15 protein-coding genes are annotated in these 14081 nt (G+C 63.7%); 12 read left to right on the top strand and 3 right to left on the bottom strand.

Annotation, left to right across the window (positions count from 1 at the left end; translation table 11 throughout):
• Positions 1 to 49 precede the first annotated feature (49 nt).
• From FJ978_RS23915 to sbmA, 3 genes are all read left to right on the top strand, one after another.
• Positions 50 to 274 (top strand): hypothetical protein, encoded by a 225-nt coding sequence (locus tag FJ978_RS23915; RefSeq protein ID WP_140574417.1) that lies wholly within the window; start codon positions 50 to 52, stop codon positions 272 to 274.
• Positions 275 to 394: 120 nt separating this feature from the next.
• Complete coding sequence (locus tag FJ978_RS23910; protein WP_140574415.1) at positions 395 to 1555, top strand: YbfB/YjiJ family MFS transporter; 1161 nt, start codon at positions 395 to 397, stop codon at positions 1553 to 1555.
• 114 nt (positions 1556 to 1669) lie between these two features.
• Positions 1670 to 2929 carry a peptide antibiotic transporter SbmA gene (gene sbmA / locus FJ978_RS23905; protein WP_140574413.1) on the top strand — a complete coding sequence of 420 codons (1260 nt, stop codon included), beginning with the start codon at positions 1670 to 1672 and terminating at the stop codon, positions 2927 to 2929.
• A 36-nt stretch (positions 2930 to 2965) separates the two neighbouring features.
• Here the strand turns inward: sbmA and FJ978_RS23900 are convergent, their stop codons facing one another.
• The gene (locus FJ978_RS23900) at positions 2966 to 3973 is read right to left on the bottom strand and encodes a polysaccharide deacetylase (protein ID WP_140574411.1); all 1008 of its coding nucleotides are present in this window, start codon (positions 3971 to 3973) and stop codon (positions 2966 to 2968) included.
• A gap of 255 nt (positions 3974 to 4228) precedes the next feature.
• Between FJ978_RS23900 and FJ978_RS23895 the strand changes: the two genes are divergently transcribed.
• Both FJ978_RS23895 and der read left to right on the top strand, forming a co-directional pair.
• On the top strand, positions 4229 to 4894 hold the full coding sequence (locus tag FJ978_RS23895; RefSeq protein WP_013896729.1) for a tetratricopeptide repeat protein: 666 nt from the start codon (positions 4229 to 4231) through the stop codon (positions 4892 to 4894).
• 63 nt (positions 4895 to 4957) lie between these two features.
• On the top strand, positions 4958 to 6388 hold the full coding sequence (der, locus tag FJ978_RS23890; protein WP_013896728.1) for a ribosome biogenesis GTPase Der: 1431 nt from the start codon (positions 4958 to 4960) through the stop codon (positions 6386 to 6388).
• An 80-nt stretch (positions 6389 to 6468) separates the two neighbouring features.
• Here the strand turns inward: der and FJ978_RS23885 are convergent, their stop codons facing one another.
• A complete protein-coding gene (locus FJ978_RS23885; RefSeq protein ID WP_140574409.1) occupies positions 6469 to 7389 on the bottom strand; it encodes a LysR substrate-binding domain-containing protein in 921 nt (306 codons plus the stop codon).
• Positions 7390 to 7507: 118 nt separating this feature from the next.
• Here FJ978_RS23885 and FJ978_RS23880 point away from each other — a divergent pair, with 118 nt between their 5' ends.
• The 7 genes from FJ978_RS23880 (at position 7508) to FJ978_RS23850 (ending at position 13094) form a co-directional block, all read left to right on the top strand.
• The gene (locus FJ978_RS23880; protein ID WP_140574407.1) at positions 7508 to 8806 is read left to right on the top strand and encodes an MFS transporter; all 1299 of its coding nucleotides are present in this window, start codon (positions 7508 to 7510) and stop codon (positions 8804 to 8806) included.
• Positions 8807 to 8952: 146 nt separating this feature from the next.
• Complete coding sequence (locus FJ978_RS23875; RefSeq protein WP_140574405.1) at positions 8953 to 10137, top strand: cell wall hydrolase; 1185 nt, start codon at positions 8953 to 8955, stop codon at positions 10135 to 10137.
• Positions 10138 to 10393: 256 nt separating this feature from the next.
• On the top strand, positions 10394 to 10801 hold the full coding sequence (locus FJ978_RS23870; RefSeq protein WP_140574403.1) for an AtpZ/AtpI family protein: 408 nt from the start codon (positions 10394 to 10396) through the stop codon (positions 10799 to 10801).
• A 56-nt stretch (positions 10802 to 10857) separates the two neighbouring features.
• Positions 10858 to 11616, top strand: coding sequence for a F0F1 ATP synthase subunit A (locus FJ978_RS23865; protein ID WP_013896723.1), 759 nt, complete (start codon positions 10858 to 10860; stop codon positions 11614 to 11616).
• Positions 11617 to 11703: 87 nt separating this feature from the next.
• Entirely contained in the window at positions 11704 to 11928 is a 225-nt protein-coding gene (locus FJ978_RS23860) for a F0F1 ATP synthase subunit C (RefSeq protein ID WP_013896722.1), read from the top strand.
• A gap of 64 nt (positions 11929 to 11992) precedes the next feature.
• Entirely contained in the window at positions 11993 to 12592 is a 600-nt protein-coding gene (locus FJ978_RS23855; protein WP_013896721.1) for a F0F1 ATP synthase subunit B, read from the top strand.
• A 10-nt stretch (positions 12593 to 12602) separates the two neighbouring features.
• Positions 12603 to 13094 carry a F0F1 ATP synthase subunit B gene (locus tag FJ978_RS23850; RefSeq protein ID WP_140574401.1) on the top strand — a complete coding sequence of 164 codons (492 nt, stop codon included), beginning with the start codon at positions 12603 to 12605 and terminating at the stop codon, positions 13092 to 13094.
• Between the two features lie 257 nt (positions 13095 to 13351).
• Here FJ978_RS23850 and FJ978_RS23845 read toward each other — a convergent pair whose 3' ends face one another.
• The gene (locus FJ978_RS23845) at positions 13352 to 14047 is read right to left on the bottom strand and encodes a ribonuclease HII (protein ID WP_140574399.1); all 696 of its coding nucleotides are present in this window, start codon (positions 14045 to 14047) and stop codon (positions 13352 to 13354) included.
• Positions 14048 to 14081: the final 34 nt, after the last annotated feature.

Genomic DNA, 14081 nt, shown 5'->3' with positions numbered 1-14081 from the left:
ATCGAAACGGCGGATTTTATCGACGGGAGACAGACCGGCGGAGCCGAAAATGCCAAGGATATTGTCATCGCTGAAGGTCTTGTTCGCCGCGACCACGCCGTACGAATCACTCCGCGAGAGCGACACGCAGAGGTGGCTGACCGATCCGCTTTCGCATCCCGTGCTGAACACCATGTCGGAGCGCGAACTCGGCGATGTGCCGTTCAGGCTGACGGCACGGCGGACCGCGCATGAGACCGCTTCACTGCGCGCCAGTTTCGGCGGGCGCTGCTGAGCGGAAGCGCCGCACGTTCCGGTTTCAGGACAGGTCGACCACGACGTGGCATTCCGCGGCCGCACTGGCCCAACGGATGGCGGATTGTTTCAGCAATCCCTGCATTTATTGTGCGCTGCAATGACATCAGCCAACTCGACAGCGCTACGCTACGCCTTCGCCGGCATGATCGCCATGGCCGTCGCCATGGGCATCGGCCGTTTCGTCTACACGCCGATCCTGCCCGGCATGATGGAAGAACTGCATCTGTCGCCGGCCAATGCCGGCTGGATCGCCTCGGCCAACTATCTTGGTTATCTCCTCGGCGCGCTTGCCGCGGCGGGCGGTTGGGCACATGGACGCGAGCGTCAGCTGATGTTGGTCGGCCTTGGCGCCAGCACCATCCTTGCTGCGGTAATGGGGTTGACCGACGCCATGGCCGCCTTTCTCGCCGTCCGCTTTCTGGCCGGCCTGGCCAGCGCCTTCGTCATGGTGTTCATGGCCAGCATCGTTTTCAGCCATATCGCGGCGGCCGGACGCAGCGACCTGCAGGCGTGGCATTTTGGCGGCGTTGGCTTGGGTATCGCGATCTCGGCGGCGATGATGGCGGTGCTGGTCGCCGAACATGCCGGCTGGGCGGCTGGCTGGTTGTGGTCGGCGGCAATTTCGGCCTGCGGTTTCGTGGTCGTCGCGCTGTTGGCGGACGAAGGCCCGCTCGCCGATGGCGAGGCCGCACGCGAGCCGGCGCTGCCGAAAGACCGATCGCTGATGAAGATCATCGTCGCCTACGGCCTGTTCGGGTTTGGCTATGTGGTGACCGCGACATTCCTGGTCGCCATCGTCCGGCAAGGCGGCGGCAGCCGTGTTTTCGAGGCCATGGTGTGGATGGTCGCTGGCCTTGCCGGCTTTCCCTCGATCTGGTTCTGGCAGAAGATCGCGGCCTGGACCGGGCTTCACGCCGCCTATGCGCTGGCATGCTTCATCGAAGTGATCGGCGTCATCGCCAGCGTGGCACTTGGCGGATATTCCGGACCGCTGCTTGGCGGTCTGCTGCTCGGTGGCACCTTCATCGCCATCACGGCGTTTGGTCTGCAGGCCGCGCGCCAGCAGGCGCCGAGGGCACCCCGGCGTGTCTTTGCCTTGATGACGGCATCCTTCGGTCTCGGCCAGATCATTGGCCCGATCGCCGCCGGGTTGCTGGCCCAGGCATCGGGTAATTTCTTCCTCGCTTCGATCGCCGCCGCGGCCATGCTGCTGGTCTCCGGCGCCGTCACATGGTCGGCTGCGCCAAAATCGCCATGATTTGTGGTCTTGCTCTGCGCCGGGCATCGGGCAGGCATTTTCTTTCCCCCTAATGTGTGACCTTATGCCCGCTCAAACCCGCTGATTTGCGCATAGATCGAGGAATTCGCCACAGTGTTCGTATCTTTCTTCCCGCAGCCGAAGCTGTTCTTCACTTCGGCCGCCGTCTGGAGCCTTGCGGCGATCCTGTTCTGGTTTTTCGGAGGTGAGCAGCTGGGAGCCGTCATTGGCCTGCCGCCGGCCGCCGCCGACGCGCCGCCGATCATCGGCATCGCCGTACTGGTGTCCAAACCGTTCCTCTGGTTCTATATCTACTTCACGTTTTGCGTGGCCATCTTCTATGCCTTCTGGAGCTGGTATTCGCCGCATCCATGGCAGCGCTGGTCTATCCTGATGACGGCGGTCATCCTGTTCTTCATCTATTTCAACGTGCAGGTCAGCGTCGCCGTCAACGCCTGGTACGGCCCTTTCTTCGACTATGTGCAAGGGCTGATGTCGGGGACCGGAAAATCGACCAACGGAGAATTCTACACCGGACTGGCCGACTTCTCCTGGCTCGCTCTGGTCGGCATGAACGTGCAGGTGGTCAACGCCTTCATCGTCAGCCACTGGATCTTCCGCTGGCGCACGGCGATGAACAACTACTTCATCGAGAACTGGGCCAGGCTGCGCCACATCGAGGGCGCCTCGCAGCGTATCCAGGAAGACACGATGCGCTTCTCGCAGATCATGGAGGATCTTGGCTCCAGCTTCGTCCAGTCGATCATGACCTTGATCGCCTTCCTGCCGGTCATGATCCAGCTGCAGGCCCATATCAGCGAGTTGCCGATCATCGGCGCGATCCCCCAGCCATTGGTGGTTGCAGCACTTGCCTGGTGTCTGTTCGGTACGATCTCGGTGATGATTGCCGGCATGAAGCTTCCGGGGCTGCAATTCCGCAACCAGCGCGTCGAAGCCGCTTACCGCAAGGAACTGGTCTATGGCGAGGATCATGCGGACAGGGCGCAACCCGCGACCACGTCCGAGCTGTTCGCGAATGTCCGCCACAACTATTTCAGGCTCTATTTCCACTACATCTATTTCAACGTCGTCCGCTACACCTACCTGCAGGCCGACAATATCTTCTCGCTCTTGATCCTGGGTCCGTCGCTGGTCGCGCACAAGATAACGTTCGGCGCGCTGAACCAGATCTCGAACGCATTCGGCAAGGTGACGGGTTCGCTGCAGTTTCTGCTCACTTCGTGGTCGACCATCGTCGAGCTTCAGTCGGTCCACAAACGCCTGCGCGCCTTCGAGGCGACGCTCCTCGGCGAGCCGCTGCCCGATATCGACCAGCGCTATCTGGCAAGGCAGGGTGCCGAGGATCCGGCTTAAGACGATTTCGGTTTGATGTGGAAACGGGTTGGCGGCTCAGCCGCCAACCGACGCCTGCCTCTCGCCGTCGGGTTGCCGCGAAACATAGTCGCGAAAGCTGATGCACTCGACATCCGCTTTGACGCAGACCTCGCCGGCAAAGCGCTCCAGCGCGTTCCAGTAGGCGCCCTCATTCATCAGCGTAAAGTGGAAGCCGAGTTCGAGCGGAATGCGCTTGCCCTGGTATTGCGCATCGAAGGCGGCGCGAAAGGCTTCGTAGGTCCGGTTGGCGAACTCGTCCGCCTTGCTTGGCCGCTCGAAGCCGCCAGAATGCCTGACATAGAGATTGTAATCCATGGCGATCACCGGCCGTGATTTCGGTCCCTCCGGAATCTGCGGCAGTGAAAAATGCATGATGCCGTTGCTGGCCGTCGGCAGGGCAGGGCCTTGCGAGACGCCGCTGGCGTCGAACTGGTAGCCGGCGGCGGGAAGTGCCTCGTAGAGCGCCTTGCTCGTCGACAGATAGGGCGCGCGGAAACCGGCAACCGCATGCCGCGCGAGCTCGCGCCAGCCCGTGGGCTCGGGCGTGATGCCGTTGATCGCATAGGCGTTCTCGAGAATGTGCTCGAACGAGCCGAACTCCTTCAGCCAGTCGGCCTTGCTCCAATCCTTGCCGTCGAAATGGCCGCAGGCGTGGCTGGCGATGTCGTGGCCCTCATGCGCGGCGAGGCCAATCTGTTCCAGCCGCTCGGCCACTTCCTGTTTCGAAGCGGCAAAGCCGATGTTGGATTTGCCCGGTGTCTTGCCCGGCGCGGTGTATTCCTTGCGTGTCTCCGGCGACAGCAGGAAGACGCAGGAGAGAAAATAGGTGAAATGCGCGCCGGTGCGCTGTGCCAGTGCTCGGCTGCGCTTCCACTGCGAGATGTCGCGGGCGCTGTCGAAGGAGACGATGACGACCTGCTTCGGCTTTGCCGGCGTCGGCGGCGCGGGCGGATCGGCCAAAGCGACGCCGGCAGGGGCGAGCAAGGCAAGCGAGAACGCAATAATACGGGACGAGCGATACATGGGCAGGGATCCGGGCGGGTCAGCAAGCCGGCTATCGCCTAAATGTGGCGCGGATGCGATTGGGCTTTTCGCCGGTTTGCCCCCAGGGCAAACGTCGCTTTGCCGGGGTAAACATCCGTTTGCCCCAGGCAAACATCGGTTTGCTCCGGGGGGAATAGGCGATTTTCCGGCTGAACCCCTTCCATGCCGACAAAATTTCGCTAAAACGCGGGGCTCGTGAACCGCCCCGACCCCGGGGCAGGAATGGTTTGATTGATGTCCGACGACAGTTTTATCCGTGAAGTCAACGACGAGATGCGCCGCGACCAGGCGCAGAAGCTGTGGGACCGTTTCGGCCCGGCGTTGCTCGTCGCTGCGATCCTCGTGGTGCTCGGCACCGCCGCATTCGTCGGCTATCGCTACTGGGACGAGACGCGCGCCAACCGCTCCGGCGACGCCTTCTCGCAGGCGCTCAAGCTTGCCAATGACGGCAAGAATGACGAGGCGCTGGCCGCGCTCGATCAATTGGAGAAGGACGGCTACGGCGCCTATCCGCTGCTCGCCCGCATGCGCGCCGCGACAGTCAAGGCAAGCAAGGGCGACGTCGATGCCGCCGTCAAGGACTTCGACGAGGTCGCCGCCGACACCGCCATTCCCCAGGGCATTCGCGACATGGCGCGGCTCAGGGCGGCGCTCCTGCTCGTCGACCACGGCTCCTTCGCCGACGTGTCCAGCCGCGTCGAGGCGCTGACCTCGGACACCAACACGCTGCGCCACACGGCGCGCGAGGCGCTCGGCCTTGCAGCCTGGAAGGAAGGCAAGACACAGGACGCTCTGAAGCTGTTCGACCAGATCGCCTCCGATGACGGCGCTCCGCGCAACACCCGCGAGCGGGCAACGCTGATGTCCGAGCTGATCCGTGGTTCGGGCAATGCGTCGTAAATGCATGTCGCCCAAAAGTGTGCAGCGGTTTTGGGACAACGACATGCATCATTGTAGGACCGTATGACCTTCAAAGTCGCCATCATCGGCAGACCTAACGTCGGCAAATCGACCCTTTTCAATCGGCTGGTGGGAAGGAAGCTGGCGCTTGTCGACGACACGCCGGGCGTCACCCGTGACCGTCGCGTCCATGCCGCCAAGCTCTACGACCTGCATTTCGACGTCATCGATACCGCCGGCTTCGAGGACGCGGCTGCCTCGACATTGCCGGGCCGCATGCGCGCTCAGACCGAGATCGCCATCCACGAAGCCGACCTGATCTTCTTCACCATCGATGCCAAATCCGGCCTGTTGCCCGACGACAGGACTTTTGCCGAGATCGTGCGAAAATCCGGCAAGCCGGTCGTGCTGGTGGCCAACAAGGCCGAGGCCAAGGGTGCGCAGGGCGGCATGCTGGAGGCCTGGGAACTGGGTCTCGGCGAGCCGATCCCGGTTTCGGCCGAACACGGCCAGGGCATGCCCGATCTGCGCGATGCGGTGATCGCGGCACTTGGCGAGGCGCGCGCTTTCGGCGAGGACGAGGAAGACGACCAGGAGATCGCTACCGGCGAGGTGCTGATCGGCGAGGACATCGCCGATCCGGACGCCGAGCCTGCCTATGACGACACCAAGCCGATGCGCATCGCTGTTGTCGGCCGCCCGAACGCCGGCAAGTCGACGCTGATCAACGCACTGATCGGCGAGGAGCGGCTTTTGACCGGACCGGAAGCCGGCATCACCCGTGATTCGATCTCGGTCGACTGGGACTGGCGCGGTCGCCGGATAAAGCTGTTCGACACGGCCGGCATGCGCCGCAAGGCCAGGATTCACGAGAAGCTGGAAGTGATGTCGGTGCAGGACGGCTTGCGCGCCATCCGTTTCGCCGAGATCGTCATCATCGTGCTCGACGCCACCATTCCCTTCGAGAAGCAGGATCTGCAGATCGCCGACCTGATCATCCGCGAGGGCAGAGCGCCGGTGATCGCCTTCAACAAATGGGACCTGATCGATCATCCCCAGGAGCTCCTGGCGGAACTGCGCGAGAAAACCGAACGGCTGTTGCCGCAGGCGCGCGGCATCCAGGCCGTGCCGGTCTCGGCCGAGACCGGGCGCGGCCTCGACAAGCTGATGGATGCGGTGCTGAAGACGCACAAGGTGTGGAACAGCCGTGTTTCGACCGGCAAGCTCAACCGTTGGCTCGAAGCCATTCTGGCGCATCATCCGCCGCCTGCCGTCGCCGGACGCCGGCTGAAGGTCAAATATGTCACCCAGGCCAAGACACGTCCGCCGGGCTTCGTGGTCCAGTGTTCGCGGCCGGACGCGATGCCGCAATCCTACGTCCGCTATCTCTCCAACAGCCTGCGCGAAGCCTTCGACATGCCGGGCGTGCCGATCCGCATCGCGCTGCGCACCTCGGACAATCCATTCGCCGGCCGGGCCAAGAAACGCGGCTGAGCCTCGTTCAGGTATGCTGCGCGTTTGCTCATTTTAGCGCTGGGGGTGTGCGGGAACTCGATGCCGGATGGCCATCGCGTCTAAGCAACGGCCCTTAGCCCCTCAGTCCCCCGCACGCCCTTAGGCAGCGCCTGTCGCGCCGCCTCCAGCAGGATATCGCCGAGACGGGCCGCCACCGGCTCGGGCTCGGCATCGCTGCGATGCAGCAACAGCGCCATCTTGGGCAGCGACGGCAGCCCGGCGATCTCCGGCGTCATCGCGCTGACGCTGGCCGGCAGGCCGATATCGGTGCGGATCGTCAGCCCCAGCCCCGCGGCGACCGCCGCCCAGATGCCGCCAAGGCTCGGGCTGGAAAAGGCCATGCGCCAAGGCAGGCCGGCACGGTCGAGCGTTTCGGTCGCCACCGTGCGCAACAGGCAGGGTGCTTCGAGCGCCACCAGCGGCAGCGGCTCGCCGTCGCGCAGGCTGGTCTCGATGCGCTTTGCCGGACCGATCCAGCGCATTTGAACATCGGCGACGTGCTGGCTGTAAGGCAGCGTCTCACCGCTGTGCCAGGCCAGCGCGATGTCGAGATTGCCGGACATGATCCTCTCGGCGAGCTCGTGGCTGCGTGCGATCCTGGCTTCGATCTTCACTTTGGGGTGGGCGCGGGCGAAGCGGCCGAGCACTTCGGGCAGCACCGCCTCGCCGAAATCCTCCTGCAGGCCGAGCCGCACCCAGCCTTCCAGTTCGACGTCGTGGATAGCCGCAGCCGCTTCGTCATTCAATTCGAGCAGCCGGCGCGCATAGCCGAGCATGGTCTCGCCGGCCTCCGTCAAGGCGAGGCCGCGTCCCGACTTGCGGAAGATCGGCGTCGCCGCCTGCTCTTCCAGTTTCTTCAACTGGGCGCTGACCGCCGAGGTCGAGCGGCCAAGCCGGTCGGCCGCCTTGGCGAAACTGCCCAGCTCCATGCCGGTGACGAAACTGCGGAGAACGTCGAGGTCGAATGTCACGCGTCGCATGCGATTGTCCCGAATTTTCGAACCGTGTGTCAAAAACTTCCTGATTTTAAGGGCTGATTTATGGCGATAGATAGAACCCGTCAAGGCCGGCAGCGCTGGCCGCCACGGGAATGGAACCATGTCCGCCATCGTCGACTGCGCCGATCGACAGCCAGCACAAATCCTTAAAGACAGGGCCGCCGGTCCCGCGGGGAGGGTATTCGGTCCTGGCCATCGCTGGAAGGTTCTCGGCATCGGCGTCGCCGCGAATGCCAGTTTCTCGGCGACCTTCTCCGGCATACCTGCAACAGCCGTCGTGCTTCGCCAGGGCTATCACTTGAGCAATGCGCAACTCGGCGTGGCGCTCGGCCTTCTCGGGCTGGGCGTTGCACTCAGCGAGCTGCCATGGGGCCTGCTCACCGACCGCTGGGGCGATCGCCGCGTGCTTCTGATCGGGCTCGGCGCGACGGCGGCATGGTTGTTCGCCATGGCGATGCTCGTCGTGCCAACCAGGGCTGGCATCCCCGATGTCACGCTCCTGTCGGCGAGCCTGCTCTTCGCGGGACTGCTCGGCGGCAGCGTCAACGGTTCGAGCGGCCGCGCCATCATGGCCTGGTTCCGGGAAAGCGAACGCGGCTTTGCCATGAGCATAAGGCAGACGGCCGTGCCGCTTGGCGGCGGCCTCGGCGCACTGGTGCTGCCCTCGCTTGCCCTGGCGTTCGGCTTTGCCGCGGTGTTCGGGCTGCTCGCGGCGGCGTCCGCTCTCTCCGCCCTGTTCGCCTGGCGCTGGCTGCACGAGCCGCCGACAATGGATGCGGGCCACATCTCTTCATCGGCTGGGGCCGGACCGGCGCCATTGCGCAACATCGAGGTCTGGCGGATCGCCACCGCCATTGGCCTGCTCTGCTTCCCGCAGGTGGCGGTGCTCACATTCGCCTCGGTGTTCCTGCACGATTTCGCCAGGCTGGGAACGGCAGCGATCAGCGCCAGCCTCGCCGCGGTGCAGACCGGTGCCATGGTCATGCGCGTCTGGAGCGGCCGCTTCACCGACCGCCATGACAACCGCCGCCAGTTTCTGCGCTCATGCAGTGCGCTCAGCGCGCTTGCCTTCCTGGTGCTCTGGGTGCTGGTCCTAGCCAGCCCCGCCATGCCTGGCGGCCAATCCTTCCTGATCGCTGTCCTTCCCCTGGTGCTGATTGTCGCGGGCATCTCGGTTTCGGCCTGGCATGGCGTCGCCTACACCGAGCTCGCCACGCTGGCCGGCGCCGGCCATGTCGGAACCGCGCTCAGCCTTGCCAACACATTTGTTTTCGTCGGCTTCTTCCTGGTGCCGGTGGCCATTCCCGGGCTGCTGCATCTCTGGTCCTGGTCCGGCGTCTGGCTGTCGGCCGCCATCTGCGCGCTGATCGCCTGGCCGATCTTCCTGCGGCAAGCCTGAGGAACACCTGCCGCAAAACCGCCCGACTTCGGCGCCACGACCCTGAGGAGACTGGGACAACCCGATCGATCCCGTTAACGTCCCATCAAGGTTAATGCATCATTTTGCTCTCCAGTGGGGTCAGTAGCGTTCCTGGAGAGAGTTCCGTGCATCGACGTCTGTTGAAGCGGCTGGCAGCCGTCGCCGGTGAGAAAAAACGCAGCCTCGTGTCTCCGTTCATCATCGGTCTCGGCATCTGGATCGGCTTCCCGACCGTCGCCGCCTACCAGGACATGACAAGCCTTGTGTCTGGCCTGGAAGCGCCCACCGCGCGCTGGAATTCCTACGTCGAAAAATCCGTCGCCGGCTCGGTTCACGCTGCCGAGATGCCATTCATCGATTCCGACGTCACCGGTTCGATCTCCGGATCCGGTATTCATCTGGCCGGCGTCGGCAACGTGTCGTTTCGCGGCAAGGGCGGCAAGGTCAGCGCCACGCCCGACGAGGATCGCGTCGTGCGCGCCGACAAGAAGGGCCGTATCGTCCAGGTCTCTCCCGTTGCCCCGCCGAAGAACTTCAACGCCGGATCGATCTTCCAGCGGACCTCGTCCTTGATGCGGCCCAGCATGGACAGCGACCTGAAGATGGCCTTCGCCAAGCCGCAGATCAAAGGCAAGGAGATCCAGATCGCCGCGGCGTTCCATGCGCGTGAGGACAAGAAGCCTGATCCCGGCGTGCCGGCCATGCTTGCCGCCCTGGTCAACAACGATCATCCGGATGTGCTGGCGACGGCCTATGCACAATCCGAGCCCGACTATGCCAAGGCCTCACCCTTCGAAGCCCTGCTGCAGGACGAGCAGCCCAACAGCGGCCGCTTCATTCCACCGATGGTCAAGGGTGACCACTCGTGGATCCAGAACCCGCTGCCTGAGAGCGTCTTTTCCAAGCCGGAGCAGAAATGCCTGGCCAACGGCATCTACTTCGAGGCGAGGAGCGAATCCGTGCGCGGCCAGGCTGCCGTCGCCCAGGTCATCCTCAACCGCGTCCGCAACCCGGCCTACCCCAATTCGATCTGCGGCGTCGTCTACCAGAATGACAGCTGGTTCAACCGTTGCCAGTTCTCCTTCGCGTGCGATGGCCGCAAGAAGCGCATCGACGATCCTGTCGCCTACAAGACTGCCCAGGATATCGCCATGGCCGTCACCGCCGGCAAGATATTCATCCCGGAGGTCGGATCGTCGACCCATTACTACGCCCAGTACGTCCATCCCGGCTGGGCCCGCACGATGCAGAAGATGACCAAGATCGGCCTGCATATCTTCTACCGCACCTATAGTGGCGGCTGGAGCTGAGTGGCGTCGGTCGCCGGTCTTTTTCGGGCGGCCGTGCGATCGACCAGGGAGCCATTGCCGGGGGGATTCGCGCAATGCATCCCCATCCTTGCGGCGGGCACGATGTCGCACCTCGCTAATTGCTTGATTTTATTTCCTAAAATACATGGCAATGAACTTCCGCCCGTGGCTTGACGGGCGCAAACCCTCTAACTATGTTGCCGGCGACTTTACAAGCGGACGGACGGTGACGGTCTGACCGGGCAGGGGGGTTGCGATGGCCGAGAAAAGCAGGCCAGACGGAACCGGAGAAACCGGCCGCGGCAACCAGCATGAACCCGACATCCGTGACGACGATCTTGAGCGACGTCGGCGTGAACTTGAAGCATCGCTTGCGACAAGGCTGCCGAACCGGCTCGAGAGGAAAGACGACGCGAAGGCGGGCAGTGCGGCCGGATACGGCCAGGCGGTCAAACTCTCCAGTGAATTCATCGCTGGCGTGGTGGTGGGCGCAGGCATCGGCTGGATCATCGACCGTATGGCGGGGACATCGCCGTGGGGTCTGATCGTTTTCCTGCTGCTTGGGTTTGGCGCCGGCGTGCTCAATGTCATGCGTTCAGCGGGCGTTGTGGCAGAATTCGGACAGGGCAACAAATCGCGTCCTGACCACGACGACAGCAAATAGCCGCGCTCGCGCGGCAATGATAATTTGGCCGTACGCGGCATTGACGGGGTTAGAACGTGGCAGCTGACAAGGTCGATCCGATCCACCAGTTCCATATCATCAAGCTGGTTCCGATTAACATCGGCGGCTACGACCTGTCTTTCACGAATTCGGCACTGTTCATGGTCGCGACCGTGGTCGTTGCCGCAGCCTTCCTGCTGCTGACGACGTCGAGCCGCAGCCTGGTTCCCGGCCGGCTGCAGTCGATCTCCGAAATGGCCTATGAGTTCGTCGGCAATATGTTGCGCGACGCCGCCGGCACGCAAGGCATGAAGTTCTTCCCCTTCGTGTTCTCGCTGTTCATGTTCGTTCTGGTCGCCAACCTGCTCGGCCTGTTCCCCTATTTCTTCACCGTCACCAGCCACATCATCGTCACCTTCGGCCTCGCCGCATTGGTGATCGGAACCGTGGTGGTCTACGGCTTCATGAAGCATGGCCTCGGTTTCCTGAAACTGTTCGTGCCGCATGGTGTGCCGGTGTTCCTGTTGCCGCTGGTGGTGTTGATCGAAGTCATTTCCTTCGTATCGCGCCCGGTCAGCCTCTCGGTTCGTCTGTTCGCCAACATGTTGGCGGGCCACATCACGCTCAAGGTGTTCTCCGGCTTCGTCGTCAGCCTCTCCGCGCTCGGCGCGGTCGGTGTCGCGGGCTCGGTCCTGCCGCTGGCCATGGCGGTGGCGCTGACGGCGCTTGAATTGCTGGTCGCCTTCCTGCAGGCCTACGTCTTCGCGGTGTTGACCTGTATGTATCTCAACGACGCCCTGCATCCCGGGCACTAAGGCCCCAAGAGTTTCCGGCCCAACGTTTCCAACATTGGCGCCGGATGGAAATCGCAACGGAATTTCAGATCCAAAGGAGTTGAACAAATGGACGCAGAAGCAGCAAAGTACATCGGCGCCGGCATCGCTTGCCTGGGCATGGGCGGCGCGGGCATTGGCCTGGGCAACATCTTCGGCAGCTACCTCTCGGGCGCGCTGCGCAACCCGTCGGCTGCCGACGGCCAGTTCGGCCGCCTGATCTTCGGCTTCGCCGTCACCGAAGCTCTGGGCATTTTCTCGCTTCTCATCGCGCTTCTGGCCCTGTTCGGCTGAGAGCACTGGGAAGATTGGACAGGCCGGCCGCGCAAGCGGCGGGCCTGATATCTGGGGATAGTCCATGTTCGTGACATCTGCCTTCGCGCAAGAGTCCGCGCCATCAGCCGATACCAGCCACGCTGCGACGGAAGGCGACACGCATTCCGGCACCAGCGTGCCTGCGGAGGCGCACGGCACATTTCCGCCGTTCGATCCTGCGACCTTCCCGTCGCAGCTTCTGTGGCTGGCGATCACTTTTGGGCTGTTCTACCTCTTCCTGAAGCGGGTCGTGGTGCCGCGCGTCGGCGGCATCATCGATGTCCGCAACGACCGCATCAGCCAGGATCTCGACCAGGCAGCCAAGTTGAAGGGCGAGGCCGACGCCGCCGTTGCCGCTTACGAGCAGGAACTGGCGGAAGCCAAGAAGAACGCCAACTCGATCGGCCAGCAGGCCGCCGATGCGGCCAAGGCGGAAGCCGATACCGCGCGCAAGAAGATCGAGGCCGCGCTCGATGAAAAGCTCGGCGAGGCCGAGGCGCGCATTTCTTCCATCAAGGCCAACGCCATGAAGGAAGTCGGCAGCATCGCCGAGGATACCGCTTCGGCGATCGTCGAGGCACTGGTCGGCGGCAAGGCCAGCAAGGCCGAGATCGCGGCCGCGGTCAAATCCGTGGCCCGGTGAGGAGCGCATCATGGACGCCACATCTCTCGCGACGCTCTGGGCAACGATAGCCCTCGTCATCTTCCTGGCCATCGCCGTCTATATCAAGGTGCCAGGCCTGATCGCCAAGGCGCTCGATGCCCGCGCCATGCGCATCAGCAGCGAGCTCGACGAGGCACGCAAGCTCCGCGAGGAGGCCCAGCAACTGCTTGGCCAGTATCAGCGCAAGCGCAAGGAAGCCGAGCAGGAGGCAGCCGACATCGTCGCGGCCGCCAAGCGCGAGGCCGATCTGCTCGCCGCCGAAGCGCACAAGAAGACCGAAGACTATGTTACCAGGCGCACCGCGCTGGCCGAGCAGAAGATCGGCCAGGCCGAGCGTGACGCCATCAGCGAAGTTCGCGCCAGTGCCGTCGACATTGCCGTCGAAGCCGCCCGCGCGCTGCTCGCCGCCAAGGTCGACGCCAAGGCCGGGGCCGATCTGTTCAAGGCTTCGCTCGCGGACGTGAAGGCAAAGCTCAACTGAGCTGACAGCGTTGGAAATCAAAAAGCCGCCGGGGCAACCTGGCGGCTTTTTTTGTTGTGCGGACATCAGATGGCGAAGGCGGCGAAGCGCTAATCTCCCTCCTTGAGGGGGAGATGGCCGGCAGGCCAGAGGGGGTCGCCTCACGTAATGCGCCGGCCTGATCTTTCATATGAAGGGGCGCCGCGCCCCGTCGAACCTACCCCGTCTGTCGCCTTCGGCGACATCTCCCCCTCGAGTGGGGAGATTAGGCGCTCAGCTCAATCCAGCCCTGCCAAACTCTCTTCTTCAACCACCTCGGCACCGCCCAGCCTGAACGGCGAGAACGACACGCGGTGCAGCCGCGCGACCGGGCCGTGCGCCTCGATGGCCGTGCGGTGCCGGGCCGTGGCGTAACCCATGTGCACCTCGAATCCGTAGCGGCCGTTATGGCTGCCGCAACCGCACATCATGCGGTCGCGCATGACCTTGGCGACGATGGAGGCAGCGGCGATCGACTGCGAGCGCTGGTCACCCTTGATCAACGCGCGGCCCTCGCACGGCAACCCCGGCGGCACGTCGCGTCCGTCGGCAAGCGCGAGCTTAGGCCGAACCGACAGCCCGACCAGCGCGCGTCGCATCGCCTCAAGGCTCGCCTTGAGGATATTGCTGCCGTCGATGCCCTCGGCGCTGATCGAGGCCATCGAGATCGCCTGCGCGGAGCCCAGAATGCGCAGGAACAATGCCTCGCGCTGCAAATGGCTGAGCCGTTTGGAATCATCGAGGCCTTCGGGAATGTTGGCTGGGTCGAGCACCACTGCAGCAGCGACCACCGGCCCGGCCAGCGGGCCACGGCCAGCCTCGTCCATCCCCGCCACAGGCCACAGGCCGTCGGCCATCGCCTTCGTCTCGAAGGAGAAATCGGGTTTCTCGACAATTTCGAAGAGAAGCGGAGAATCAGAACGCGCGCGAGCCATGTTGCGGCGAGGTTCGCATCGGTTCCGATTCTCC

Origin of the sequence: Mesorhizobium sp. B1-1-7, from assembly GCF_006442705.1 — a bacterium.
Lineage (GTDB): Bacteria > Pseudomonadota > Alphaproteobacteria > Rhizobiales > Rhizobiaceae > Mesorhizobium > Mesorhizobium opportunistum.
This window is presented reverse-complemented; position numbering and strand designations above follow the sequence as displayed.